Source organism: Flagellimonas sp. 2504JD1-5, from assembly GCF_053618295.1.
In genome coordinates, this window is sequence record NZ_JBSIOU010000001.1 from 1067732 (window position 1) to 1091950 (window position 24219).

Consider the following 24219-nt stretch of genomic DNA (forward strand, 5'->3'; position numbering starts at 1 on the left):
TCAGCACTATGGCAATTAAAAGTTTTCGAGGTGCTAGAGCAAAGGATTCCTCAAAAAAAGAATATAAGGCCCCGATACTTGTTGAGGACTATATGACCAAGAAATTGGTGACTTTTGCTCCAGAGCAGTCTATTTTGGAAGTGATGGAAGCTTTTGCCAAGCATCATATTTCCGGAGGTCCGGTAATGGATGAAAATGGGTTTTTGGTAGGAATTATTTCTGAAGCTGATTGTATGAAGCAGATTTCAGAAAGTAGATATTTCAACCAACCCATACTGGATAAAAGTGTAGAGCGTTTTATGACCAAAAACGTGCAGACCATTCCGCACGATATGAGCATTTTTGATGCTGCTGGGGTTTTCGACAAGCATAACAGACGTCGATTACCCGTTATGAAAAATGATATTTTGGTCGGGCAAATTAGCAGAAAAGATATCGTTATAGCCGCACTTAAATTGAGTGCGCAAAATTGGAAGTAATCATTTACTCCCGTTTAACGATCATGTAGCGGTCGTTATCCAAAGGCAAGTATCCAAGATCATAAAGGAAGTAGTATGTACTTCCTTTTTTTGTGGTGTAAAGATTGGTGATGTATTCAAAATCGAAACCTTTGTCAATCAATCTCATTTTGGTGGTCGTGGTCTTACCATCTTTTAATGGAAAACTAGCTAGAATCCTATAATTTTTACGTAATCTGTTGTTGATGTTTCGGACCAGATTTTTGCTATCCTTGTTCAGTTTGTTGTTATAGGCGTTTCTGCAATGGTCGGAGCAATATTTTTTGTCGACCCTACCTATCAACTTCTCACCACATTCCAAACAATGCTTTTCGGACATACTCTTGATTTAGGATACTACAATATCGTACTTTTTTGCAAAATGCTGGAATTCAATGGTGTTTCAAATCAGAAACGTTTATAACTAAATGCCAACTCTTCGGAATTGACAACTACGAAAACCCGCAATTCATGGTTACTGGTTTTTTCCATGGTCAGGCCTTCAAAAAACACTTTGTCTTTTTCAAGTTTCACAAGTTTGAAATCAACGGTTCCATCCTTGGTTTCCCATCCTTTTAAATCACCATGAAAGTGTTTGAGCTGTAAGATGAGTGTTGCATCTATTTGTTTAATATGTCCAAATTCATAGAAGGAAACTTTGCCATCATTTACAAGTTTGAAGGAAAACATCATGGATTCTCCCAGTGGGGGACTCCAAATTTCTTCGACAATACCTCCCAAAGCCTCCCCTTTCCAATGACCAGTTATCCAGGAGACGTCATCCAAGGAAGCATCGGGGGATTGCTGATTTTCTTTTAATTGAAGTGTGTTTTGGGCATAACTAAAGCCAAAACCAAATAGTAAAAAGCAAATTAAAAGTCTCATAGTTCTTCATCTTTTTAATAAAGACGAAGCAACACTATTTATTTGGACAATTCGAATTTGATATTTACCGAAGTCTCCACCTTTATTTTCTCAAAATCGATATCCAAGGGTTCAGCTTCGGCCATATCCATAGACATTGCTTTCATTTCCATGCGAGGAGCTTGATTATATCTTGGATAGTAAGGAGTCGAGGTATCCATAATATGAATGGCGGCACCAACTTTTTGTCCAAGAGGCGCTGTAAGTGCTTCCGCTTTTTTCTTGGCTTTTTTAACCGCTCTGGATTTGAGTTCGAGCTCCAACTCATCCATTTTGGAATATTCAGTTTTTTCAAGATGGGTGTTGGCAATATCCAATTTTTCGAGAGCCACCATTACTTCACCTGCCTTTTTTCCTGAATGGACTAAAAGGGAATATTGTTTGCTTTTAAGCACAGCTTTTTGTCGTAAGAAATATTTTTTAAAATTGCTGCTCAAATCTTTGATGACCAATTGCTTGTCTAAATCTATACCCAGGGCACGTAGACTTTGTGCCATCTTGTTTTCTTGTTCCTCCACAGATTTCCGTCCTTTGGAATCTTTTTCTTGTATTGTAATGCTCAAATAGATTTTATCGGGAGTGACCAAGGTGTCTACCCTAGCAGATGTTTCCAGATAAGGGATGTCTAAAAAGTTTTTGGTTTGTGCAGAAGTAGCCATAACAAAGCTGAAGAATATTAAAATGGTTAATGTGTTTTTCATGATATGAAATTTATTTAAAGGTAAATACTTTGCTTGGGGAAGCAAAACATGTGCCATTATAAATTGACTAAAAAAGAAGTCTTATTTTTAATGACATGAAGTTCATTTTAGCGCCAGACAAATACAAAGGATCACTGAGCGGAAAGCAGTTTTGCGAAATCGTGGAGAAAGGGATTCGAAGGGTGTTTCTGGATTCCGATTTAATTCATATGCCCTTGGCCGATGGAGGTGATGGCACCATGGAAGTGGTACAACATTATTTGCAAGCTTCCAAAATTGAGGTGATGGTCAAAGACCCGCTTTTTAGAGCTATTGAATCAGGATATCTTATTTCAAAAGAAAAGAAAATTGCATTTATTGAAATGTCCGAAGTTTCCGGCTATAAGTTACTGGCTAAGGACGAACTGAATTGCATGAAAACCACTTCCTTAGGATTTGGGGAACTAATCAATCATGCTATAAAACAAGGTGTCACTGAAATTGTTTTAGGAATCGGTGGAAGTGCAACCAACGATGCAGGAATGGGAATGGCATCTGCCTTGGGGTATCAATTTTTAGATGAAGAGGGAAACCAACTTTCCCCAATAGGAGAAAACCTAAGCCAAGTCTCAAAAATTGATGTTTCAAACGTACTTCCTGAGCTTAAAAACGTCAAAATCAAGGTAGCTTGTGATGTCAACAACCCCTTCTATGGGAAAGAAGGAGCGGCTTATGTGTATGGACCTCAAAAAGGAGCCTCTCCGGATGAAGTCGTTCTTTTGGACAAAGGATTGCAACATTTTGCCAAGGTTATTTACACACAATTTGGAATCAATGTTCAGGATATTTCAGGTGCTGGTGCAGCAGGAGGGATGGGCGCCGCAGCAAAGGTCTTTTTAAATGCGCAATTAACTTCAGGCATAGATCTAATAAAAGAAATAGCAGATTTTGACAATGCCATTGATGGTGCAGATTGGATTATTACCGGTGAAGGCCAACTCGATGGTCAAACACTTTCCGGTAAAACCATTGATGGGGTGATTCAATCAGCTAGAGCAAAGAACATTCCCGTAGCTGCGCTCTGTGGATCAGTTTTAGTTTCTTTAGATGAGATGGAAGCTATGGGGTTGCAATATGTTACCTCAATACTAAATGAAATTGGGACTTTGGAAAAGGCAAAGCGGAACAGCGCTCAAAACTTGGAACTGGCGAGCTATAATTTTGCCAAACTTCTAGAACAAACACAAAAGTAACCGCTGGAAAATACTACGAATAGGACCTTCTCCTTTTAAATTCCAGCGAATTTTTAACCGTTGGCCATTCACTGTTCAAAATGGAAAATACCACCGTATCTCTAAGAAGCCCATTGTGGTCCACAATATGGTTTCTGATAATTCCATCCTGTTTGGCCCCTAGTCGTAAAATGGCATTTCTTGATGGATGGTTATGAAAATGTGTTCGGAATTCAACCGCTATGGTGTTTAGTGTCTCAAATGCATGAGAAAGTAACAAATATTTGCATTCGGTATTGATTCCAGTTCGCTGGGTACGTTTGGCGTACCAGGTTGCACCAATTTCTACGCGTTTGTTTTTCGAATCAACATTTAGATATCTTGTTGTACCAATAACCTCGCTTGTTACTTTGTCCATGACAACAAAAGGAAGGGATACACCCAACTTTTGCTCCTCCAATACTTTCTTTACATAACTTTCAACAGTGTCCGCGGAAGGGGCGGAGGTATACCATAATTCCCATAGATTACCATCTGATGCCGCTTCCAGCAAAGCTGAAATATGAGAAGTTTCCATTGGGACTAATTTTACTAAGTCTCCTTCCAATACGATGGGGTTCAACCAAGTTTGCATGCTATCTGATTTTAGTTTTCAAAGATAACCCTATTGTTTTTCCAAACTGTATATTTTGTTCGGATACAATGTCCACAAGGTCTATATCCCTCTTGCAAAGCCTCTTCTTCCGAAGAGAAGAAAACACGGTTCGTTACTTTCATTCGTTTGCCTGATTTGCAATGTAACTGTCCGTATATTTTTAACTTCCTGTTACCTGCCCATTGTATTTTTTGACGTTTTAGAGCATGAAAAAGCTCAGATGGGGTCAAGTCCTCGTGTGTAATCATATTAGGAAGAAGCATCATGAAAAATGATTCCTAACGTATGCCGTTCTCCTGAATGAACTTTGCTCACCCCATGCTTCATGGCCACTCTATAATGACCTTTTTTACCTTGGCTCGGTCTAAAATTGGTGGTAAACAATAACATTGATCCTTTTTTTGGACGGAGAACAATGGCTTGCGATTGTGCTCTTGGAATTTGTTGTGTCAATACAAATTCACCTCCGGTGTAATCAACATCTCGATCATTCAAGAAAAGTACAGCCTGCATAGGAAAATAGACCTCGCCATACAAATCCTGATGCAAAGTATTGAATCCTCCCACTCCATATTTCAAGATTAGAGGTGTGGCCAAATGTTGCCCATTATTGCCACATGTGATATGAAGTTCCTCTAGTTTGGATGGAAAAGAAACATCCAATTTCAAATTCTTCATCCAAAGGTTGGCGACCGGCACTAGTTTTGGATAAACAAAGGTTCGCAATTGATGAATTAAATCAGGCAAGGGATATTTGAAGTACTTGTATCTCCCTTTCCCAAACCGGAACCGCTCCATATCAACAACCTTTCGATACAGTTTGTCGTTTTCAAAATTTTTGATGAGCGCACTGCAACTTTCGTCATCCAATATATTTTCAATAACGGAATAACCTTGTTTGTGCAATTCCTGCTGTACACCTTCCCAAGGTATTTCAGCTATTTTTCTTTTCAGAGGCTCCATCTATTCAACTTGTGCAGCTTCCCATCCAATAATAGCTGTCTTTCGGGTACTGTCCCATCGATACCCTCCAAAACCGCCAGAGGATTGAATTACCCTATGACATGGGATTAGGTAGGCAATAGGATTGCTACCAATGGCGGTCCCCACCGCTCTCGATGCCTTTGGTTTGTCCACCATCTTGGCAATTTTCCCATAGGTGGTGAGATTTCCCTTCGGGATTTTGAGCAATGACTCCCAAACCTTCAGCTGAAAATCTGTTCCCTTTAAATGCAATTTGATGTCGGAAACTTGGCTCCAGTCTTTACCAAAAACCATCAATGCATTGGCTTGTATTTGATCTACCCTTTGGTGATAATTTGCTCTGGGAAATTGGGTTTTTAATTCATACAGTCCCTTTTCTTCATCCTCTGTAAATGAGATATGGCATACCCCTTTTGCAGTCGAAGCAATTACCACCAGTCCGAAAGGACTCTGCGCATAACTATAATTGATATTGAGGTTTTCTCCATCATTTTTAAATTCGCCAGGAGTCATCCCTTCTATGGAAATAAACAGATCGTGCAATCGGCTTGTACCAGACAATCCTGTATCCATTGCAGCGTCAAAAAGTGTGGCGCTATGCTCGCCCAGAACCTTTTTTGCATGCTGAACGCTTATATACTGAAGAAATTTTTTGGGACTAATGCCTGCCCAATCGGTGAACATACGTTGAAAGTGATAGGGACTTAGATGTACCTTTTCTGCAATTTCATCTAAAGAAGGTTGTTCCTTAAAATTGGCATTGATATGGGCAATGGCTTTGGCAATTCGATTGTAGTTGATGTTTTCTTGACTCTCCATAACTTCTAATTTGTTTTCCAAAAGTATTGCCAACTTCCTTCGTTCAAAACCCGATTCTTGCTATCTTGAGATCTATCAAAAAAATAGCATGTAAATCCAATATTGCACTAATATAGTATGAAGACTAAAAACTTTTTAGCGCTATTGACCACAATTACCCTTGTTTTGGGCATATTGATCTATTGGCGGGAATATGCTACAAGAGACCAGGTCACACTTTTGCATGTAGTAGTCTGGCAAGCACTTATTTGGTTACCGTGGATTTTGATTTTTTTGATGTTCAAAACCCTTATTGAAAGATTTAGAAAGATGTCATATGGAAGAGCGCTTATTGTAGGCATAGGATTCGTATGGATTGCTCTTCATTTTGGCTGGTTTTTTAACCTTAGTTCAACCGTTAGTCCTTATTTGGATTTACCAGGCTCCAAATATGGGGTGTACCGATATTTTTTTGTGTTTTGGACCTTGATTGATTTCGGAATCCTTTGGTTTGTAATTGATAAACTTTGGTGGACTAAGGAGGAAAAAATAGCTTCCCCATTGCTTTTTGAATTAACACGTGGTGGAAAAAAACACTTTTGTGAACCATCACAGATTCATTGGTTGGCCGCAGAAGATTATTATACTAAGTTGTTTACATCGGAAGGTGTTTTTTTAATGCGGAAACCTTTGAAATCGTTTTATGATGTGCTTCCTGAGAACACGTTCAAAAAGATTCATCGGTCAACCATTATCAATGTGGATTTTGTGTCTGAACTGGCAAGGGGAACAGGAAGTACCCTTGAGGTTATTATGAAAGATGGCACCAAACGGAGGGTGAGCAAAAGTTTTATCAAAGACATCACACACTTTTTTAAGGACAGAACGCTTTAAGTCCATTCACTGACAAAAACAGGTCAGTTTACTGCAAAACCCATTTTTCTTCTAGTGTATTGGGTAAGTTTAGGTGTTGGAAAAATCCATCAAATTCTTCATTCAAAATCAAAAAACGGAAAATAATATACGCTCGCATGTATTAACGGTAAATTCATGAGAAGAAGGAGTGATTGCTTATGTGGATATGTCTTTGTTGGCATTAAGTACAACACTTTAACAACAAACAAATTTTGGAAAATGGAATCTAAATTTAACAAATCAAAGCTCACAATTTGTTGCTATACAATAGTACTTATCTCTCTTTTTTTCATAAATGATGTTTTTTCTCAAAGCAACAACAAAGGTATACGTGGTGATTCAATAGCAGTTAAGCATTTAGAAGCTATGGTCAATACAATGGGAGGCACAAGAATATGGTCGCAACTTAAAAGTGTTCATTTTGTGCATAGATGGTATTTCTGGGATAGGGATTCATATCTCGAAAATGAAATTTTGGATTTAACTGGCCCACGTTCTTGGGTAACCATGAAAAATGAAACATACTCCAGGATAAGGGCTTATAGTCCAGAGCACAAATATTGGAATATAATAAATGGAGAATTTAGCTATACAAGTGATGAGGCATTCAATAATGCAATGGAAAGAGCCCCGTATAGTATCTATCGCATTGCGAGAGCGGTAGCAAACAGTGATTCTAATTATGAAGTAAAATTTGGAGAAGAAGAATTTCCTGGAGTTAGAAGAATAGAATTTTATGGTCCAGACAATCAATACCATGGTCATATCGTCCTGAATGGTAAAAATGAACCGCTAGTTTGGGCCACGACGCAATATAAATACACATTCGGGCCTATGAAAGAATTCGGGAATCTTAGAGTTCCAAACTGGGCCGTAACAGGAAATGGGGCAGTGACCTATGAAATGATTTCATTAATAGGAGATAATCAAGTGCCGGACCCTAAATTATTTATTCCACCCGCTGAAAATGTAGGGGATTGAGTAACTGAAAAACTACTGCCAAAATCCATAAATGGGTATTGGCCTCGAAAAAAATGAACGGGTGATACGATTGACAATTTTTCTTTTGTGGGTCTTTTGCATATCAGAACTGACAGCTCAAGATTTTCGCTTTAAAAGTGCGCCTACCGAAGGTCCACCACAAGGTTCTCGCGGAGTGTCCATTGCGGATTTGGACGGCAATGGGCTGCTCGATGTTATAGTGGCCAATCAGGTAGATTCGACACAACTTTTGGGAAATACCATTCATTTTAATGAAGGTGAGAAATTTAGAAGGGTTGCAATTTCAGAAAATATGGTTAATGCGTGGAGCGAATCTGTTCATACCGTTGATGTGGATAATGATCAAGACCTGGATATCTTTTTCACGACGCAATTTGGGGTTCCAAACCTCCTTTATCTGAATAATGGAAAGGGAAACTTTTCAGCTACAACAGCCGACGATTTGAGCACCAACTTTACCAATTCTCCAGGAGCCTGTTGGTGCGATTATGATCTGGATGGCGATATGGATGTTTTTGTTGTGAATCGGGACGGTGAAGATGATAATCTATACGTAAATAATGGCAAGGGACAGTTCAAAAAAGCAAATTCAGGACCTTGGATGAGTAACAAAGGAGATGGAAGAGCCTGCGCTTGGGGCGATCTAAATGGAGATGGATTCCCTGATCTCTACGTAGCCAATTTTGTGGTCAAAAGCAACGGGAAATTCACCGGTAAACACAGAAACTATTTGTATTGGAATTCACCAAAGGGGGAATTTAAAGAACAGAGGGAAGGAATGTTGGTGGAAGAACTGAATGCTTCCTACGGAGTCTCGTTTGTGGACTATGATACTGATATGGATTTAGATATATATGTTACCAATGTAGCCCGCTCTGACGAAAATGCGCTCTACCAAAATTCAGGATCAGGGGTTTTCGAAAAAATTACAGATAACGGGATTACTTACGAAGTGAGAAGACCGTCAAAAGGACAAACCTGGGGCGATTTCAATAACGATGGTCATCAAGATTTGTATATCGCCAATGGAACGGAGGGGTATCCGGAAATTCAAAACTTCCTTTTTGCAGGTATGCCTGATCATTCTTTTAAAAGGATTTACAAGGCACTTGCTGCGGTTGATGGACATATTTCCGCTGGAACAGCTTCCGGAGACATAAATCGGGATGGATATCTTGATTTATACGTATGTAATTGGGGCGGAGAAGCCGAACCCAATGATTTCTACGTCAATCAAAACAATGCTGGCAACTGGGTTATTTTTCAACTCAAGGGGATAGCATCCAATAGTTACGGAATTGGAAGTTGGGTCAAGCTCACTACATCAGATGGAGCTGTTCAAACCAGATACCTTATTCGCGAGACTGGCTATGGAAGTGAAAATGCCCCAGAAATTCATTTTGGATTGGGTGCCGAGAAGATTGCGAAAGTTGAAATCATTTGGCCCAACGGCAAAAAACAAGAAGCAACTGATCTTGACGGGAATTATATATATCAGGTAATCGAGGGGAAGCATATAAAACAGGTAGAATAATGAAAAATACACTTGGAAGAAGAAATTTTATCAAACTAACGGCATCCGCAAGTGGTGCGCTTGTGATTGGCGTACATTTTCAATCGTGCCATACTGAAAAAACACCTGCTGAAAACTTCGAGTTCTTACCGCTGGTGACCATCGATACTGATGGGCTTGTGACCCTTATTGCCAAAAATCCAGAGATAGGTCAAGGGGTCAAAACCTCATTGCCCATGATTTTGGCCGAGGAAATGGGAGCCGATTGGAAAAAAGTAAAGGTTGTTCAAGGAGACTTCAACAAACTATATGACGAGCAATGGGCCGGCGGAAGCTATGCCATTATCTTGAATTGGGATTTAATGCGAACAGCAGGAGCCAAGGTCAGGTTTGCTCTTATCGCGGCGGCATCCCAAAAAATAAATGTTCCGGCTGTAGAATTGATCAGTAAAAATGGCAAGGTGCTTCATCAAGCATCCGGAAAATCCATTCCTTTTGGAGATTTGGTGAAGGAAGCAGCGCAGATAGCACTACCAGAGGAGGTTGAATTTAAACCCGTGAATTCATTTGACATTGTCGGCCAACCCATTCCTCAAGTAGATTTGGATAAGATGGTTTCCGGACGTATGGAATACGGGATTGACATTAAACTGCCAGGGATGGTATATGCCACAGTACGAAAGAATCCCGTTTTCGATGGTGGCGTCTCTGATTTTGATTCAACAGCAGCAAAAGCCGTAGATGGGGTTATCGAGGTAATTGAATTAGACAATAAAGAATATGGAGGAAGACTTATAGGGTCTAACAGCCCAAATTTTGTGAATGGCGTGGCGGTTATTGCCAATTCAACCTGGGCAGCATTCAAGGGAGCACAAAAACTTGAAATCAACTGGGATAATTCCAATTCAAGAAAGGAAAATACCAAGGAGATCTTCGAAAGTTTCCACCAACAACTTAACTCAACATCGATAGAGAGAGAAGATGGAGATTTTGAGTTGGCAAAAAAGGAAGCAACATCTTACGAAGAGGCTATATATGAAGTTCCATTTTTGGCCCATGTTACTATGGAGCCCATGAACTGTACCGTTGATTTTAGAGATGATATGTGTGAGGTTTGGGCACCAACCCAAAACCCAGGAGCCCTACAAGAAGGACTGATCAAACTGTTTGACCTGAAACCCGAACACATTAAAATTCATATGCCACGAAGTGGCGGTGCTTTTGGGCGCCGGTTTTATGTGGATTATGCGATGGATACTGCCATTTTATCCAAAGAAATGGGCACACCGGTAAAACTGACTTGGTCTAGGGAAGAAGATATACGACATGATTGGTATCGCCCGGGGAGCGTTCAAAAGTTAGCCGCCACACTTGATAGTACTGGTATGATAACCGGATGGCAACATATTTTGACCAATGCTTCTCGTAAAACATCTTTAGGCCGGGAGGGTAGACCAGCAGGAACGGAAATCGATGAATATGAATTTCCGGCAGGATTTGTTCCAAATTTGCGATTCGAATACGGTCATGTTTTAAGCGATGTGCCTTTAGGACAATGGCGCGCCGTATCTCCTGCGGCAAATACATTTCCAATCCAAAGCTTTTTAGATGAGCTGGCATTCAAAAATAATACGGATCCCATTGATTATTTCTTGAAATTCATTGGTCCAGCTAGAATGGTGCCTGTGGTCGGGGAATACGAATTTGATAATGCACGATTCATTAATGTGATTGAAAAAGTCAGGGAGAATTGCAATTGGAATTCACCACTGCCCGAAGGGCAGGGCAGAGGTTTTGCAGCGCGTAAAATGGCTGGGTCATTCATTGCTGAAGTTGTAACTGTGGAGGTATCAGATGCCAACAAAGTAAAGGTTATAAGTGTGGATGCAGTAGTGGATTGTGGCATTGTGGTAAACCCATCAGGGGCTTTGGCACAGGTGGAAGGAGCTATTTTGGAAGGAATTTGTGCAGCAATGTATGGAGAAATCACATTTAAAGATGGAGCTACAGAACAATCCAATTTTCATGATTATCGATGGATGCGAATAGGCGAAGCCCCTGAAATACATATTGAATTTATAAAGAACGACCTACCTCCGCGAGGATTGGGAGAACCACCTTTACCTCCAGCAATTCCCGCGTTGACCAATGCCATTTTTGCCGCTACCGGGCACCGCATTCGGAAATTGCCAATTATGGGCAATTTCAACACCTGACCCTTAGCTTCGCTTGTTTTGGATTATCTTTAGGAATGCATAAGTTCTAATGAAGAGATACCCATCCAAAGTCAGCTATGGCTTGCTTTTGTTTGTTGTTACCGTGTTGATCGGTACTTCCATTCCAATTGTTTCACAGGGAAATTGGACCGGTGTCGGTATTAATGTGCTGGTTTTGCTATTTGTTCTTTATGTATTTTTTTCAGTTCACTATATAATCGAAGGGAACGACTTAATCATTAGAGTAGGAATTTTGTTCAAGTGGAGAATTGAAATATCCACCATAAAAATGATAGCCAAAAGCAACAGTTGGATCAGTTCTCCGGCGGCATCATTGGATAGACTTAATATTATCTACAAAAAGCATAGTAGTATTTTGGTTTCACCGAGGGACAAAAAAGGTTTTATTAAGGAACTTACCCGGATTAATCCGGATATAGCACTACAATAGTTAAAAAAGAGACGTGAGTTGGTCATAAAGATGCCGAAAAAAGAATCCATGCCCATACCTATGTACAATGTGAAGAAGAGCTAAAATGCAAAAAGGGATAAAAGTCGAGTGACCTTTATCCCATATATGGAACTAACGCTGTATTCTATAAAGATTTCCCCAAATCTACCCAAACATTGTAAGAATACTCTTATAAAACTGTTGATTGTGAATTTTATTGTCCGCTAAGTCAGAAAAGAATCCAAACCCAAAGAATTACAACCGATTACATCCGTTTACAAACGAAAACAAATGTTTTAAAACCGATTCGTGTTTTTGACCCATACTAAGTTTGCCCTGTCGGACAATAAGAGTGCGATAGTATTAACTGTTTAACCGTAAAATTTAAAAACATGAATTCACTTAGAAACAGAGTACAGTTGATTGGAAACTTAGGAAATGACCCTGAAATGGTAAACTTGGAAAATGGAAACAAACTCGCTAAATTCTCCATTGCCACAAATGAAACCTACAAAAATGCGCAGGGAGAAAGGGTAACAGATACCCAATGGCATAATGTCGTGGCATGGGGCAAAGTTGCTGAAATTGCAGAAAACTACTTGGTGAAGGGTAAAGAAGTGGCTGTTGAAGGGAAATTAACATCTCGTTCTTATGAAACCAAAGAGGGTGAGAAAAGGTATATCACAGAAATCAAATGCAACGAGCTATTGCTTTTGGGTAAATAGCATAGATAACATTTTATCGAGAAAGGGGGGCAATTGACCCCCTTTCTTTTTGATTATCAATGTTTAACAGTAAATTAAAGAAAGATGATGCAACCTTTTCGAAAATTGAATGTCTTATATATGAAGTCAAGTCAAGATGAAATTTGTTCAGATACATATCATAATTTTAATAAGCTGTTGCGGTATCGGAGTTTCCGCCCAAGGGAACCTGAATACCAAGCATAGCTTACGTTTTTATGAGACTTTGGCACAAAGGGATGCTAGTTACGAACATTCCTTTCAAAGGATGGCTCATCAAGATGAACAAGATTATTGGTTGGACCAACAAAATTTTGAAAGGCATTTGGGAACAGCAGATTTCACTTCCTATTTGGTTTATATGAAGGGCAAGAAGGATGCCTACTTGAACAATCTGCAAAGCTGCGAAACTACTTGTAGACATAGCGAACTATATTTCGAAAAAGCAGGAGAATATCTTTCCTCCTCCGACTTGGACACACTGTTGATGCCACAATCAAGTGAGATGGCCGAAAATGTCCCGAAAAGAAAACAAAACTGAAAAAAAGAAAACCGCCTACAGGCGGTTTTTTTATGCAACTTTCTTTAATAGATCAAAACAAGGACAACGTTTACAGCGCTTGTTTTCACTCTTTTTGTATTTTTTACAACATTTGGTCTTGCAATTGGAAGGGCAAAGTTCCCTTAATTGAGACTTGTTGTCTTTCTTTTTTTGCTTCTTTTTTCCCATTGCGACTTGCAGTGGGCCAAAAATAGTTATTTTAAATTAATCTAAATAAAAGATTTATCAACAATTATCCCCCTGCGGTATCAGAAGCTGCACTGGCCACCGTTAATTGCTGTATGTCGCGGTCAAAAAGATAGAGTCCGCCCTTGTCATCACCGATCATATTTATCTTGTCCAATACAGTTCTAGCTAATGCCTCTTCTTCCAGTTGTTCCGCAACGTACCATTGCAAGAAGTTATGGGTGGCATAATCTTTCTCCTCTAAAGTAATATGCACTAGCTCGTTAATGCTTTGCGAAACAAAAACCTCGTGATCATAGAGTTGCTGTAACATGGTTTGTAGTGAACCAAAATCGGTTTCCGGAGCTTTTAATTCTGAGACCACCGCATGACCACCACGTTCGTTGACATATTTGACCAATTTGAGCATGTGCATGCGCTCTTCATCGGAGTGGCCGTACATGAATCCTGCAACACCTTCAAGTCCTTTAACTTCGGCCCAAGAGGCCATGGATAAATATACTTGCGAAGATTCTGCTTCTATTCTGATTTGCTCATTGAGCGCTTTTTCAAGTTTTTTGGATAGCATATTCTTGATTTTAGAAATGTAAAATTACGAAATGGGTTTGACTCTAAATAAGTAATGGTCAAAGAGCTCTAAAACTGGACAGCCACTCCCATGGTACCTGGGCCAAAATTGAGATTCCAGCTCAGCTTTTTCTGATTATCATTATATTTTTCATCGTATTTGGAATCGAGATAACGATCTATCGATTCTACGATAAATATGCTGAGCACTGTGCTAAAGGCCACATCGGAAACCCAATGAAAACGATCTGTCACTCTTGCAAAGGCAGGAATAAGCCCAACGGTGTATATTCCAGCCTTCACCCACGGACTCTTAAACTGCTTGGCAATTGCATAGGCGTTTGTAAAGGCCAACATGGCATGACCAGAGGGGAATGAATCATAATTTAATACCCTTTGTAGGTGGAAAGGATCAAACACATTGGATGGATCACCACTTTTGGGCCTTGCCCTTCCAATAAGTCGCTTGCTTACTTGTTGTAAAAAGCCTCCGGCCGTTGCAGAAGCAATCAAGAGAACACCAGTTCTTCTTAATTTTTCATTTTTGGTAAACAGACCGGCCAAGTAAACCCCGCCTGTGAGCATATAATTGTTCTCAGGACTTCCGTATTCATTTCCATAATCCACCAAAAAATCAGGAACATCTTCTCTAAATCCACCTACCCAATGATCTAGTTCATCATCCACGGTGTAAAGTAAGGCTGTGCCAGCTACCATATAACCAAAATTGGCCCAGTCGTTTCCTTGCCAATGAAAAGGGCGACTATACGAATGGCCAATGCCACCAAAAACATTACCCATGTCGTAAGTGAAATTGTTCCAAAGATTATCCTTTTTAATATTGAGGTCTTGGGCGGTAGTGGTCATTGCCAAAAGTAACAGAAGACTGATAACGAATGGTTTCATACTATTGGAGGTTAAATAACTAAAGTTAAAAAATAATTTTTCGAAGAAGTTAATTAAATGGATAGGACGGGATTTTCCTCAGAACATTACTTTTTATGTAATGACAATTGAATGCGTTTTCTAGGGATGTCCACATCCAAAACCTTTACAATAACCTGTTGGTGCAAACTAACATGCTCGTTCACATCTTTTACAAACGAATCGGATAGGTTGGAGATGTGGATGAGTCCACTTTCCTTAATGCCAATATCCACAAAACAACCAAAGTTGGTGATGTTGTTCACGATTCCGGGTAGCAACTGGCCTTTTTCCAGATCTGTAATTTGTTTTATATTTTGATTGAAAGTGAATACTTTGGCTTTTTCCCGGCGATCTAATCCTGGCTTTTCAAGCTCTTCTAAAATATCTTCCAGAGTTGGCATTCCAATGGTGTCCGTGCAGTAGATTTTTAGATTGATGCTTTCCAGAATGGATTTGTTGCGAATGATATCGGACAAAGGGACACCTTGATCTTTGGCCATTTTTTTTACAATGGAATAACTTTCAGGATGTACTGCGGAATCATCCAAAGGATTTTCACCTGCCTTGATACGCAAAAATCCAGCTCCTTGTTCAAAAGCTTTTCCGCCCAGACGAGGCACTTTTTTAATTTGTTGTCGATTGGTAAAAGCACCATTTTCATTTCGATAGGCAACAATATTCTCTGCTAGTTTTGGTCCAATTCCAGATACATAACTGAGGAGGGGTACACTGGCAGTATTGATATTCACTCCAACAGAATTCACACAACTTTCCACCACTGTATCCAAGGATGTTTTTAGTTTGGTTTGATCTACATCGTGCTGGTATTGCCCTACACCAATGGATTTTGGGTCTATTTTGACCAGCTCCGCCAAAGGATCTGCCAATCGACGGCCTATGGAAACAGCCCCTCTAACCGTTACATCATAATTGGGAAATTCTTCCCGGGCAATCTTGGAAGCGGAATAAATAGACGCCCCTGCTTCACTGACCACAAAAACTTCTATTGGATTTTTAAAATGGATTCGTTTCACCAAACGTTCCGTTTCCCGAGATGCCGTTCCATTACCAATGGCAATAGCCTCAATTTTATGGGCATCAACCAAAGAGCTAATTTTTTTGATTGCACCGGCACTGTCATTTTGTGGAGCATGTGGATAAATGGTTTCGTTATGTTTTAGATCGCCCTGTGCGTCCAAACAAACCACTTTGCATCCTGTTCTAAAACCTGGGTCTATGGCCAGAATGCGTTTTTCACCTAAAGGAGCTCCAAGTAATAATTGCTTTAAATTTTTAGAGAAAACCTGAATCGCATCAGCATCGGCTTTTTCCTTGGCATTTTTTAAAAGTTCGTTGGATAATGAGGGAAATAAAAGCCGTTTATAGGCATCGGCTATTGCCAATTCGATTTGCTCAGCACAGGAATTGCTGGATTTGACAATCCGTCTTTCAATATTATTTAGCGCCCTTTCATCATCAATTTCGATTTTGATTCGAATAAAACCTTCCTTTTCAGCTCGTAAAATGGCCAAGAACCGATGTGAAGGGCAACGGGCTAAAGGTTCGTTCCAATCAAAATAATCCCGGAATTTTTGCGCTTTCTCGTCATCCTTTTTGGTTTTGATGACTTTGGTTGATAGGATAGCGTGTCGCTCCAATTGATTCCTCAATTGATTGCGAATATCACTTCGTTCGTTGATCCATTCGGCAATAATATGACGGGCACCTTCCAGGGCATGATCTTCATTTTCAAAGTGGTTGCTGAGGTATTTTGATGCGATGAATTCGATTTCATCACTTCGTTGCGCCATAATGATTTTGGCCAAAGGCTCTAGTCCATTTTTGCGGGCGGTCTCCGCTTTTGTTTTTTTACTTTTTTTGAAAGGAAGGTAGAGATCCTCCAAACTGGTCAGATCAGTGCAATTTTGAAACTTGGATTCAAGCTCTGGAGTCAATAATTCTTGTTCACCGACTGCTTTTAAAATGGCCGATTTTCGTTTCTCAAGGGCCTCAAATTCTGTTTTGAACTTTACGATAGCACCAATCTCAACTTCATCCAGATTCCCGGTACGCTCTTTTCGGTAGCGTGCGATAAATGGAATAGTGCAATCTTCATTTAATAAAGCAATAGTATTTGCCACACTCTTTTCAGAAAGTTGGGTGTGCTTTAAGATGTAGGGGATGAGTTGCATGAAATGGTTTTTGTCTACTTAGGAGTTTGTCACTTCGAGATGTCGTCCTAAACTTGTCGAAGGAACATCGAGAAGTCTTAAAGTCTAAACTTTTTTTAAGAGGTCTCGACTGCGCTCGACCAGACATTTGTTTTTGTTCTTTTCGAAATTAACTTATGCCCTCTCCGTTCCCGACCCCGTTTTCATCTGGATTCACGAACACCAACTTGCCGTCTTGGTCTTCGGTCATGAGAATCATGCCTTCGCTTTCTACACCACGAAGTTTTCTCGGGGCCAAATTAATCAAAACAGTTACTTGCTTGCCTACTATGTCTTCAGGTTTAAAGCTTTCAGCGATGCCTGATACAATGGTTCGGGTATCTAGGCCAGTATCCACCTTTAAGACCAAAAGCTTGTTGGCTTTTGGCATTTTTTCAGCCTCTATAATAGTTCCCACGCGCATGTCCAGTTTGGTAAAATCGTCAAAAGTGATAGTATCTTTTTGCGGGGTAACTTCTTTCTCCATCTGTTCGTTTACTTTTTTGGTGGCTTCCAGTTTTTCCAATTGGGCTTCAATCTCTTTGTCTTCCACTTTGCGGAACAGTAATTCGCTTTTATTGATTTGATGCCCTGCAGGCAGCAACACTACTTTTGCGCTTATTTCATTCCAGGAGGTCTCGACTGCGCTCGACCGGACATTGAGGATTTTCTTGAGTTTCTCTGAAGTAAACGGCAAAAAAGGCTCGCTTAGAACTGCCAATCCTGTTGCAATTTGCAGAGCGACGTACATTACGGTTTTTACCCGCTCTTCATCGGTTTTAATCAATTTCCAGGGTTCCTCATCGGCCAGATATTTATTCCCGAGTCGTGCTAAGTTCATCAGCTCTTGGCTAGCTTCTCTAAAACGGTATCTGCTGAGTGAATTGTCAAGAATTTCTGGAAAGGCCTTTAGGGCTTCCAAAGTTTGTTTGTCAATATCCTTCAGTTCAGAAGGAGTGGGGACAATACCATCATAATATTTATGGGTCAACACAGCTACCCGATTAATGAAGTTTCCAAAAATGGCGACGAGTTCATTGTTGTTTCGGGCTTGAAAATCTTTCCAGGTAAAGTCGTTGTCCTTGGTCTCGGGAGCGTTGGCCGTTAATGCATAGCGCAAGACATCTTGCATATCTGGAAATTCTTCCAAATATTCATGCAGCCACACCGCCCAGTTTTTGGAAGTAGAAAGTTTATTTCCTTCCAAATTCAAAAACTCGTTTGCAGGGACATTTTCAGGAAGTACGTAATCGCCATGTGCTTTCAACATACTCGGAAAAATGATACAATGGAAAACAATGTTATCTTTTCCTATAAAATGAAGCAATTTGGTGTCTTTATCTTTCCAATAAGGTTCCCAATCCTTGCCTTCTTGTTCGGCCCATTCTTTGGTTGATGAAATGTATCCGATAGGGGCATCGAACCAGACATAGAGTACTTTTCCTTCACCGCCTTCAACAGGAACAGGGATACCCCAATCCAAATCACGGGTAACAGCTCGGGGTTTTAGCCCATCATCAATCCAAGATTTGCATTGTCCATATACGTTGGGTTTCCAATCGTTCTTATGCCCTTTTATTATCCATTCTTTTAGGAAATCCTCATAACGGTCTAAAGGTAAAAACCAGTGTTTTGTCTTTTTCAATGTCGGAACTCCTCCCGTAATAGTAGATTTTGGATTGATTAGGTCAGTGGCATTCAATGATGATCCACAGTTTTCACATTGATCGCCGTAGGCTTCTTCATTCCCACATCGAGGGCACGTACCAGTTACAAATCGGTCGGCCAAAAATTGTTGGGCCTCTTCGTCATACAGTTGCTCAGTAACTTCTTCAATAAAATCACCTTGATCATAGAGTTTTTGAAAAAAATCGGAAGCGGTTTTATGATGAACTTCAGCTGAGGTACGGGAATAATTGTCGAAGGTGATTCCGAAATCAGCGAAAGACTTTTCGATGATGCCGTGATATTTGTCAATAATCTCCTTTGGAGATACACCTTCTTTCTTCGCCTTCATCGGAATGGCTACTCCATGCTCATCACTACCGCAAATAAAGGCCACATCATTGCCCTTCAATCGCAGATAGCGCGAATAGATATCAGCAGGCACATATACACCGGCTAGATGTCCAATATGAATGGGGCCATTGGTATACGGTAAGGCTGCCGTAATGGTATATCTTGAAGGGGTGTTGGTCTTCGACATATTGTACTTTAATTAAGCCCCAAAAATACTGAATTTCATTGGAGTGAATCTATCCTTTTTTAAGACTTGATCATAGCCATGATTGAATGAAAAAATGATGAATTTCCAGAATAAATGATCAAAATATCAGTTATTTATAGGAATACACCTACAAATCAAAAATAATGAGTACTGGTAATCCAAAAAAATTCAAAAAACTTGAAAGATTTAAAGCTGTTCTACAAGAGGACCAAAAAGAAGAATTGTCCAAAGTTTATAAGGACAAAAATCATGAAGTGAAGAAAGCATTGGGCTTTAAAACTGATAAGGACAAACCCAAATTGACTTAAAAAAGAAACCTCCGAATCGCGCATTCCAAAATTGGGGTGGGGATATGCACTATCGAAGGATTCTGGAATTTTACTTTATCCTTTCGGATTACATAATCATTACGGATTTACTCATTCTTTCCTCGCCAACCGAAATACGATAGATATACTTACCAGTGGAAAGTGTATCCCGCATTCTTTCGCGAATATTGATTTCAGCAGAGCCTTCCAGCATCATTTCATTGAAAACGGTACCTACATTTTGCCCGAGGATATTGTACAATTGAATATCAACATGGGCGGCAACAGGCATTTCCAAATAAATATGTGGGGTTCGCTCCGTTGGATAATACGGTCTGTGAACAATAGCAGCCAATGCATCTGGATCTGGATCCATTCCGTCTGGGCTTGGAGGAGTATCTGGCAATGTTGGTGGATCACTATCCATGGCGATGTCATCAAATACTTCCCCACTACAGTTGAAGCCAAGGTCAATGGCTTGATACTGATAGCCCAATAAGTGTTCTTCTACTTTGGCTCTTGGTACACAGAGCCATTCAGCAAGCACAGTGCCATAAAGGTTTCGGAAATCCATGGTGTATTCCAGGTTACCTCTACTGTTTGGACTGTCCAAGGAAGGATGATCTCCAACAAAGGCACTTCCGTTCAATCCTGATCCGAAGAAAAGGGTAGGCGCAGCTTTACCGTGATCGGTACCATTGGAACCATTTTCAAAGATTCTTCGCCCGAATTCTGAGAAGGTCATACTCAACACCTTGTCGTCTTGCTCGGTAAAGGCCACATCTTCATAGAAATTGTTGATGGCAACCGAAAGATTGGTCATTAAACGTTCATGAGCTAATGGCTGATTACCGTGGGTGTCAAAACCTCCCATAGAGATCATGTATACTTTGGTGCCCAGGTTACCTTTGATCAATCTTGCCAATAGAGCCAGTTGCCTAGCGAATCCGTTGTCTTGGTATTCTACTTGATTTTGTCCTCTTTCGTACGCTTCGTGAATTTTACCAGCATACTCATACGTAGTGTTGGCAACCCCTCTTAAGAATCTAAGCTGATCACCATACATACAATTGTCGAACGGGGCATTTTCGATGTCGTAAAAGAATCCGGTCTGCGCAATTTCTTCCAACTGGTCAATATTGTTGGTTACAAATGCGTAATTGGTTTCTTCTCCTTGGAATACCAAATTGGAAAGGTTTCCAATCTGGATAGCTGCTGGAGCTTCTGGCGGATTAATTAGGTAATCGGGGTAACATTCTTCAAAATGTCTACCCATCCAACCTGTGTTCAATCCGGTGAAACCTGTTGTGGTGAGATCGGTATTGGCAAAAATGTCGGACCCTGTAAAATGGGATAGACTTTGCCCTTCATAACCCACTCCGTGAACAGCTTTAAACTGTCCATCACCCCATAAGGGTTCTAGGGAGTTCATATAGGTTGGCACACCGAAATCATCGGTAAGTTTTAGGACCTTACTTTCTGGGATGTAAATGTTAGGTCTTGCATTAGCATAAGTATCATATTGTTGTATGGGAATAACAGTGCTTAATCCGTCGTTACCTCCGGACAATCTTATCAATATTAAGATATTGTCTGTCTCCGCATCTGCAATCGCAGCTGACAGGGGTGATGGTGCAGAGGCAGAAACTAAACTGCTTCCCAAAAACATGGATCCAGAACCGGCTATACCCAATGCTTGGATAAAGGATCGTCGGCTCCATGCTTTATGTTCTAAATCGTGACCTTCGTGTTCAAGGCCTTTGTGTGGTGATGTATCGTGAGTATGATGAGTATCGCACATGGTGAGGTTATTTTAGTTGAAATTCGGGTTCTCTAGACAAATGTCTCAGTAAAACATATACTTGGGTAGGTACTTCCATACTTGCTGAAAGTATCCAAAGGCTCAATCCGCCAGGAATATAGTCCGGGGAATAGTAGTTTTCTGGAACATCATCAATCTTGAACGCATCCATGGCGTTTTCAAAATCTTGATCTGTCAGTAAACCTTTTGGCGTGAATTTGTTCACTAATGCACGTACCACGGTTTCTGGATTACTGGTATTGGATTCACCAGCTCCCACGGCATCCATGGCCAGTGTTCTAAACTGTTCTGGATTGGCTTGGAAGAATTGCTCCAAGAACACCTCAGAAGTCAACCAACGACCAATAATAAAATTGGTATTGATCCACTGACGGTCTCGTTGCCAACCAGCCACATCAAATGGATCAAACATGGTTTGTCCAATCAATCTTGATGCATCTATCACATTGATTACGGTATTGTCGTCATAGGTAAACCCTGTTTCCTTGATCATTCCCATGTACAGGTCGAACGGGCTTTTTATGATAACTCCAATGGCATCTTCATCAAAAAAGTGTTGACTTTTAAAAAGCTGGCGAAGAACGGGAGCGAGCTCAAAGTTATTCGCAGTGAAGGTTGCTGCCATTCCATTGATAATGGCCTGGGCATTGCCATCTGCATCATCGGAATCAGGATGTACAAAGAATTCATATAATTTTTTGCAGATAAACCATGCAATTTCGTTGGGCCTTTCTGTAAACAGGATGTTATGAACGTCATCATAACCCCAATTTCCGGTTTGTCCAAAAATGGTTTTGTTCTCGGTATTAAAATCTGCTGGGTCAAATGTAACCTGTGTACAACCTACCTCGCCATTTTCGGTATATCCTGAAATGGCCTTCGCAGTTTCAATGATATCTTGCTCTGTATAGTTATTACCCTCACCAAGGGTGAAAAGTTCATACAGTTCGCGAGCGTAGTTTTCGTTAGGATTGTTACCACGGTTTCTAACACCATCCAAATAATAAAGCATGGCACTGGTCAATCCAATTTCGCTTACAAAGGTTCTAAAGTTTCCTAGAGCGTTTCGCTGTAGACAGTTTATATAATAGTATAAAAAGGAATTACAATCATAAATATCCAGCTCGGTCACAAAATGATTGCTCCAAAAGAAGCTCAATCTGTCACGTAGGTTATTATCCAAAAGTGAGTTGCCATAAGCAATGGCAAATTCTTCTTGTTGTGCCCTTCGCAGTTGCCTTGCTAGATCATCATCTTCAGGATAATTATCATTGTTCCAATCGGCCCACGCAGGTGGGGCAATTGGTGCAAGTGCAAGAGCTTGATCTACAAGATTGTCAACAAGGGTATCAGCTGTTTGGCCAACAGCCGCATTAATGGTCTGTACAGAGGCACTAAAACCTAGCCTCCGGTACAAATGGGCAGCACGTAGCTCATCCAGAGGATCAGTGTACGGCGCCAAAGTTGAGGAATTACAATTAATAAAGTACTCCATAGCAATGACTGGCGTTAATTGGTCTATAGTTTTGGGGCAACTATATGTTTAGATAACGTTGGGTGTGGTTCAGTTGAACCGACAAATTACAATCTAAACGCTGTTTTTGCCATGAACTACCAAATTTTTCGACGAACTGCATTAATTTTTTAATATTTTTCAAAATACATGGGAAAACACAATGAATTTGGAAAGCTTGGAGAACAAAAGGCCCTGGATTTTTTAGTAAAAAGGGGCTATAACATTTGTGAAACCAATTATCGATACCTAAAAGCTGAAGTGGACATCATTGCTGAGAAAGACGGTATTCTTTGTATAGTGGAGGTAAAATCCAGGACGAAAAGTTTTTTGGAAGACATTTCAGAAACTATCAATCAAAAGAAAATCAAGTTAATTGTGATGGCGGCTGATCAATATGTGCAAGAAAACAATTTGGACGTGGAAGTACGTTTTGACATCATTTTGGTTATTAAAAAAGGGGGAGCATTTGAGATTGAGCACACAAAGAATGCCTTTTATCATTTTTAACCATTTGTTTTATTTGTAACAATGTGTTATTTTTGTCCCACCAATCCAAACCAAACAAATGAAAACGATTTCGGCCGTAGTTGAACATTACATTAAAAAGAAGCCCTTCTTGCAAAGCGCATTGGCGCAAGGAATAATTAACCTTACCTCTTTATCGCGACAGATTAAACCTGAAATTTCCGATGCCTTGGGCAAGGAAGTAAAGGACGGAGCAATTGTTATGGCACTCAAACGCCTTTCGGATGATCTTGAGTTTAGGGCAACACACCGAATTGTAAAGGTCTTGAAAAACATTGGGGAGATTACCGTTCGTTCTTCGTTGACCGACTACACTTTTTTGGCCTCAGATACTATTTTGGGACAACAGGCTAAATTGTTGGAAGAGGTAAACCTGAATCAAGATGTGTTTTATACATCTTCCAGAGGGGTGAACGAAATCAATATTGTAATCAGCAGTATTATGGATGGGGTGGTTGAAAAATACTTCAAACATGAACGTTGTACCCAAAAAGCGGAAAATCTATCATCCATTACTGTAAAGTTGCCAGCAGAGAATGTCTCTGTACCCGGAATCTATTATTTCATCTTTCAGCGATTGGCTTGGGAAGGGATAGTACTTTACGAAGTTATTTCGACCACAAACGAATTCACTATTTTGGTAAATGAAGAGCAGGTGGATGTGGCTTTTAAGACCATTAAAGATTTAAAAAGTCTGTAGTAAGTTATTATTACTGAACTGCACTTAAAAGATAAACCTCTCAATTTCATTATAAAGAG

The 24219-nt window shown here is 40.1% G+C and carries 25 protein-coding genes; 12 read left to right on the forward strand and 13 right to left on the reverse strand.

Translation table 11 applies throughout. The features are described from left to right. Positions 1 to 8 precede the first annotated feature (8 nt). Complete coding sequence (locus tag ACULLG_RS04840) at positions 9 to 479, forward strand: CBS domain-containing protein (protein WP_452125625.1); 471 nt, start codon at positions 9 to 11, stop codon at positions 477 to 479. Positions 480 to 483: 4 nt separating this feature from the next. Here the strand turns inward: ACULLG_RS04840 and ACULLG_RS04845 are convergent, their stop codons facing one another. The 3 genes from ACULLG_RS04845 to ACULLG_RS04855 form a co-directional block, all read right to left on the reverse strand. Continuing rightward, positions 484 to 837 (reverse strand): hypothetical protein, encoded by a 354-nt coding sequence (locus tag ACULLG_RS04845; RefSeq protein ID WP_452125626.1) that lies wholly within the window; start codon positions 835 to 837, stop codon positions 484 to 486. 68 nt (positions 838 to 905) lie between these two features. Further along, the gene (locus ACULLG_RS04850) at positions 906 to 1382 is read right to left on the reverse strand and encodes a DUF6265 family protein (RefSeq protein ID WP_452125627.1); all 477 of its coding nucleotides are present in this window, start codon (positions 1380 to 1382) and stop codon (positions 906 to 908) included. Positions 1383 to 1420: 38 nt separating this feature from the next. After that, a complete protein-coding gene (locus ACULLG_RS04855) occupies positions 1421 to 2122 on the reverse strand; it encodes an SIMPL domain-containing protein (RefSeq protein ID WP_452125628.1) in 702 nt (233 codons plus the stop codon). 95 nt (positions 2123 to 2217) lie between these two features. Here ACULLG_RS04855 and ACULLG_RS04860 point away from each other — a divergent pair, with 95 nt between their 5' ends. Then, positions 2218 to 3354 (forward strand): glycerate kinase, encoded by a 1137-nt coding sequence (locus ACULLG_RS04860; protein ID WP_452125629.1) that lies wholly within the window; start codon positions 2218 to 2220, stop codon positions 3352 to 3354. A 13-nt stretch (positions 3355 to 3367) separates the two neighbouring features. Here ACULLG_RS04860 and ACULLG_RS04865 read toward each other — a convergent pair whose 3' ends face one another. The 4 genes from ACULLG_RS04865 to ACULLG_RS04880 form a co-directional block, all read right to left on the reverse strand. After that, positions 3368 to 3910: a GNAT family N-acetyltransferase gene (locus ACULLG_RS04865; RefSeq protein WP_452125630.1), complete on the reverse strand. Its 543-nt coding sequence runs from the start codon at positions 3908 to 3910 to the stop codon at positions 3368 to 3370. A 68-nt stretch (positions 3911 to 3978) separates the two neighbouring features. Next, entirely contained in the window at positions 3979 to 4254 is a 276-nt protein-coding gene (locus ACULLG_RS04870; RefSeq protein WP_452125631.1) for an Ada metal-binding domain-containing protein, read from the reverse strand. Then, positions 4238 to 4951, reverse strand: a complete 714-nt coding sequence (locus tag ACULLG_RS04875; RefSeq protein ID WP_452125632.1) for a 2OG-Fe(II) oxygenase — start codon at positions 4949 to 4951, stop codon at positions 4238 to 4240. Before ACULLG_RS04875 ends, ACULLG_RS04870 begins: the two co-directional genes overlap by 17 nt. Beyond that, a complete protein-coding gene (locus ACULLG_RS04880) occupies positions 4952 to 5791 on the reverse strand; it encodes a bifunctional helix-turn-helix domain-containing protein/methylated-DNA--[protein]-cysteine S-methyltransferase (protein WP_452125633.1) in 840 nt (279 codons plus the stop codon). Between the two features lie 117 nt (positions 5792 to 5908). On the opposite strand from ACULLG_RS04880, the gene ACULLG_RS04885 reads away from it, so the two are divergent. From ACULLG_RS04885 to ACULLG_RS04915, 7 genes are all read left to right on the forward strand, one after another. Beyond that, positions 5909 to 6664 (forward strand): LytTR family DNA-binding domain-containing protein, encoded by a 756-nt coding sequence (locus ACULLG_RS04885; protein WP_452125634.1) that lies wholly within the window; start codon positions 5909 to 5911, stop codon positions 6662 to 6664. A gap of 240 nt (positions 6665 to 6904) precedes the next feature. Further along, complete coding sequence (locus tag ACULLG_RS04890; RefSeq protein WP_452125635.1) at positions 6905 to 7666, forward strand: hypothetical protein; 762 nt, start codon at positions 6905 to 6907, stop codon at positions 7664 to 7666. A 31-nt stretch (positions 7667 to 7697) separates the two neighbouring features. Further along, positions 7698 to 9221, forward strand: coding sequence for a CRTAC1 family protein (locus ACULLG_RS04895; RefSeq protein WP_452125636.1), 1524 nt, complete (start codon positions 7698 to 7700; stop codon positions 9219 to 9221). Next, positions 9221 to 11416, forward strand: coding sequence for a molybdopterin cofactor-binding domain-containing protein (locus tag ACULLG_RS04900; RefSeq protein WP_452125638.1), 2196 nt, complete (start codon positions 9221 to 9223; stop codon positions 11414 to 11416). The genes ACULLG_RS04895 and ACULLG_RS04900 overlap by 1 nt, the downstream gene beginning before the upstream one ends. 49 nt (positions 11417 to 11465) lie before the next feature. Next, the gene (locus ACULLG_RS04905; protein WP_452125639.1) at positions 11466 to 11867 is read left to right on the forward strand and encodes a PH domain-containing protein; all 402 of its coding nucleotides are present in this window, start codon (positions 11466 to 11468) and stop codon (positions 11865 to 11867) included. Positions 11868 to 12259: 392 nt separating this feature from the next. Next, positions 12260 to 12592 (forward strand): single-stranded DNA-binding protein, encoded by a 333-nt coding sequence (locus tag ACULLG_RS04910; protein ID WP_452125640.1) that lies wholly within the window; start codon positions 12260 to 12262, stop codon positions 12590 to 12592. A gap of 136 nt (positions 12593 to 12728) precedes the next feature. Beyond that, positions 12729 to 13151, forward strand: a complete 423-nt coding sequence (locus ACULLG_RS04915; RefSeq protein ID WP_452125641.1) for a hypothetical protein — start codon at positions 12729 to 12731, stop codon at positions 13149 to 13151. A gap of 253 nt (positions 13152 to 13404) precedes the next feature. Here ACULLG_RS04915 and ACULLG_RS04920 read toward each other — a convergent pair whose 3' ends face one another. From ACULLG_RS04920 to metG, 4 genes are all read right to left on the reverse strand, one after another. Continuing rightward, positions 13405 to 13926: a ferritin gene (locus ACULLG_RS04920; protein ID WP_452125642.1), complete on the reverse strand. Its 522-nt coding sequence runs from the start codon at positions 13924 to 13926 to the stop codon at positions 13405 to 13407. A gap of 68 nt (positions 13927 to 13994) precedes the next feature. After that, positions 13995 to 14831: a phosphatase PAP2 family protein gene (locus ACULLG_RS04925; protein WP_452125643.1), complete on the reverse strand. Its 837-nt coding sequence runs from the start codon at positions 14829 to 14831 to the stop codon at positions 13995 to 13997. An 86-nt stretch (positions 14832 to 14917) separates the two neighbouring features. Next, positions 14918 to 17044 (reverse strand): Tex family protein, encoded by a 2127-nt coding sequence (locus ACULLG_RS04930; protein ID WP_452125644.1) that lies wholly within the window; start codon positions 17042 to 17044, stop codon positions 14918 to 14920. 148 nt (positions 17045 to 17192) lie between these two features. Further along, positions 17193 to 19268 carry a methionine--tRNA ligase gene (gene metG, locus ACULLG_RS04935; protein ID WP_452125646.1) on the reverse strand — a complete coding sequence of 692 codons (2076 nt, stop codon included), beginning with the start codon at positions 19266 to 19268 and terminating at the stop codon, positions 17193 to 17195. 164 nt (positions 19269 to 19432) lie between these two features. Here metG and ACULLG_RS04940 point away from each other — a divergent pair, with 164 nt between their 5' ends. Then, on the forward strand, positions 19433 to 19597 hold the full coding sequence (locus ACULLG_RS04940; RefSeq protein WP_452125647.1) for a hypothetical protein: 165 nt from the start codon (positions 19433 to 19435) through the stop codon (positions 19595 to 19597). Positions 19598 to 19685: 88 nt separating this feature from the next. Here the strand turns inward: ACULLG_RS04940 and ACULLG_RS04945 are convergent, their stop codons facing one another. Beyond that, entirely contained in the window at positions 19686 to 21398 is a 1713-nt protein-coding gene (locus tag ACULLG_RS04945) for a DUF1501 domain-containing protein (RefSeq protein WP_452125649.1), read from the reverse strand. A 7-nt stretch (positions 21399 to 21405) separates the two neighbouring features. Next, a complete protein-coding gene (locus ACULLG_RS04950) occupies positions 21406 to 22914 on the reverse strand; it encodes a DUF1800 domain-containing protein (protein WP_452125650.1) in 1509 nt (502 codons plus the stop codon). A gap of 168 nt (positions 22915 to 23082) precedes the next feature. Here ACULLG_RS04950 and ACULLG_RS04955 point away from each other — a divergent pair, with 168 nt between their 5' ends. Then, the gene (locus tag ACULLG_RS04955; RefSeq protein ID WP_452125652.1) at positions 23083 to 23442 is read left to right on the forward strand and encodes a YraN family protein; all 360 of its coding nucleotides are present in this window, start codon (positions 23083 to 23085) and stop codon (positions 23440 to 23442) included. A 58-nt stretch (positions 23443 to 23500) separates the two neighbouring features. Continuing rightward, entirely contained in the window at positions 23501 to 24160 is a 660-nt protein-coding gene (locus ACULLG_RS04960) for an aspartate kinase (protein WP_452125653.1), read from the forward strand. Positions 24161 to 24219 lie beyond the last annotated feature (59 nt).

What these genes read in the sequence shown, in the direction of transcription:
- ACULLG_RS04840 (WP_452125625.1), top strand. Translation starts at nt 9, where the DNA reads ATGGCAATTAAAAGTTTTCGAGGTGCTAGAGCAAAGGATTCCTCAAAA.
- ACULLG_RS04845 (WP_452125626.1), bottom strand. Translation starts at nt 837, where the DNA reads ATGTCCGAAAAGCATTGTTTGGAATGTGGTGAGAAGTTGATAGGTAGG.
- ACULLG_RS04850 (WP_452125627.1), bottom strand. Translation starts at nt 1,382, where the DNA reads ATGAGACTTTTAATTTGCTTTTTACTATTTGGTTTTGGCTTTAGTTAT.
- ACULLG_RS04855 (WP_452125628.1), bottom strand. Translation starts at nt 2,122, where the DNA reads ATGAAAAACACATTAACCATTTTAATATTCTTCAGCTTTGTTATGGCT.
- ACULLG_RS04860 (WP_452125629.1), top strand. Translation starts at nt 2,218, where the DNA reads ATGAAGTTCATTTTAGCGCCAGACAAATACAAAGGATCACTGAGCGGA.
- ACULLG_RS04865 (WP_452125630.1), bottom strand. Translation starts at nt 3,910, where the DNA reads ATGGAAACTTCTCATATTTCAGCTTTGCTGGAAGCGGCATCAGATGGT.
- ACULLG_RS04870 (WP_452125631.1), bottom strand. Translation starts at nt 4,254, where the DNA reads ATGATGCTTCTTCCTAATATGATTACACACGAGGACTTGACCCCATCT.
- ACULLG_RS04875 (WP_452125632.1), bottom strand. Translation starts at nt 4,951, where the DNA reads ATGGAGCCTCTGAAAAGAAAAATAGCTGAAATACCTTGGGAAGGTGTA.
- ACULLG_RS04880 (WP_452125633.1), bottom strand. Translation starts at nt 5,791, where the DNA reads ATGGAGAGTCAAGAAAACATCAACTACAATCGAATTGCCAAAGCCATT.
- ACULLG_RS04885 (WP_452125634.1), top strand. Translation starts at nt 5,909, where the DNA reads ATGAAGACTAAAAACTTTTTAGCGCTATTGACCACAATTACCCTTGTT.
- ACULLG_RS04890 (WP_452125635.1), top strand. Translation starts at nt 6,905, where the DNA reads ATGGAATCTAAATTTAACAAATCAAAGCTCACAATTTGTTGCTATACA.
- ACULLG_RS04895 (WP_452125636.1), top strand. Translation starts at nt 7,698, where the DNA reads ATGGGTATTGGCCTCGAAAAAAATGAACGGGTGATACGATTGACAATT.
- ACULLG_RS04900 (WP_452125638.1), top strand. Translation starts at nt 9,221, where the DNA reads ATGAAAAATACACTTGGAAGAAGAAATTTTATCAAACTAACGGCATCC.
- ACULLG_RS04905 (WP_452125639.1), top strand. Translation starts at nt 11,466, where the DNA reads ATGAAGAGATACCCATCCAAAGTCAGCTATGGCTTGCTTTTGTTTGTT.
- ACULLG_RS04910 (WP_452125640.1), top strand. Translation starts at nt 12,260, where the DNA reads ATGAATTCACTTAGAAACAGAGTACAGTTGATTGGAAACTTAGGAAAT.
- ACULLG_RS04915 (WP_452125641.1), top strand. Translation starts at nt 12,729, where the DNA reads ATGAAATTTGTTCAGATACATATCATAATTTTAATAAGCTGTTGCGGT.
- ACULLG_RS04920 (WP_452125642.1), bottom strand. Translation starts at nt 13,926, where the DNA reads ATGCTATCCAAAAAACTTGAAAAAGCGCTCAATGAGCAAATCAGAATA.
- ACULLG_RS04925 (WP_452125643.1), bottom strand. Translation starts at nt 14,831, where the DNA reads ATGAAACCATTCGTTATCAGTCTTCTGTTACTTTTGGCAATGACCACT.
- ACULLG_RS04930 (WP_452125644.1), bottom strand. Translation starts at nt 17,044, where the DNA reads ATGCAACTCATCCCCTACATCTTAAAGCACACCCAACTTTCTGAAAAG.
- metG (WP_452125646.1), bottom strand. Translation starts at nt 19,268, where the DNA reads ATGTCGAAGACCAACACCCCTTCAAGATATACCATTACGGCAGCCTTA.
- ACULLG_RS04940 (WP_452125647.1), top strand. Translation starts at nt 19,433, where the DNA reads ATGAGTACTGGTAATCCAAAAAAATTCAAAAAACTTGAAAGATTTAAA.
- ACULLG_RS04945 (WP_452125649.1), bottom strand. Translation starts at nt 21,398, where the DNA reads ATGTGCGATACTCATCATACTCACGATACATCACCACACAAAGGCCTT.
- ACULLG_RS04950 (WP_452125650.1), bottom strand. Translation starts at nt 22,914, where the DNA reads ATGGAGTACTTTATTAATTGTAATTCCTCAACTTTGGCGCCGTACACT.
- ACULLG_RS04955 (WP_452125652.1), top strand. Translation starts at nt 23,083, where the DNA reads ATGGGAAAACACAATGAATTTGGAAAGCTTGGAGAACAAAAGGCCCTG.
- ACULLG_RS04960 (WP_452125653.1), top strand. Translation starts at nt 23,501, where the DNA reads ATGAAAACGATTTCGGCCGTAGTTGAACATTACATTAAAAAGAAGCCC.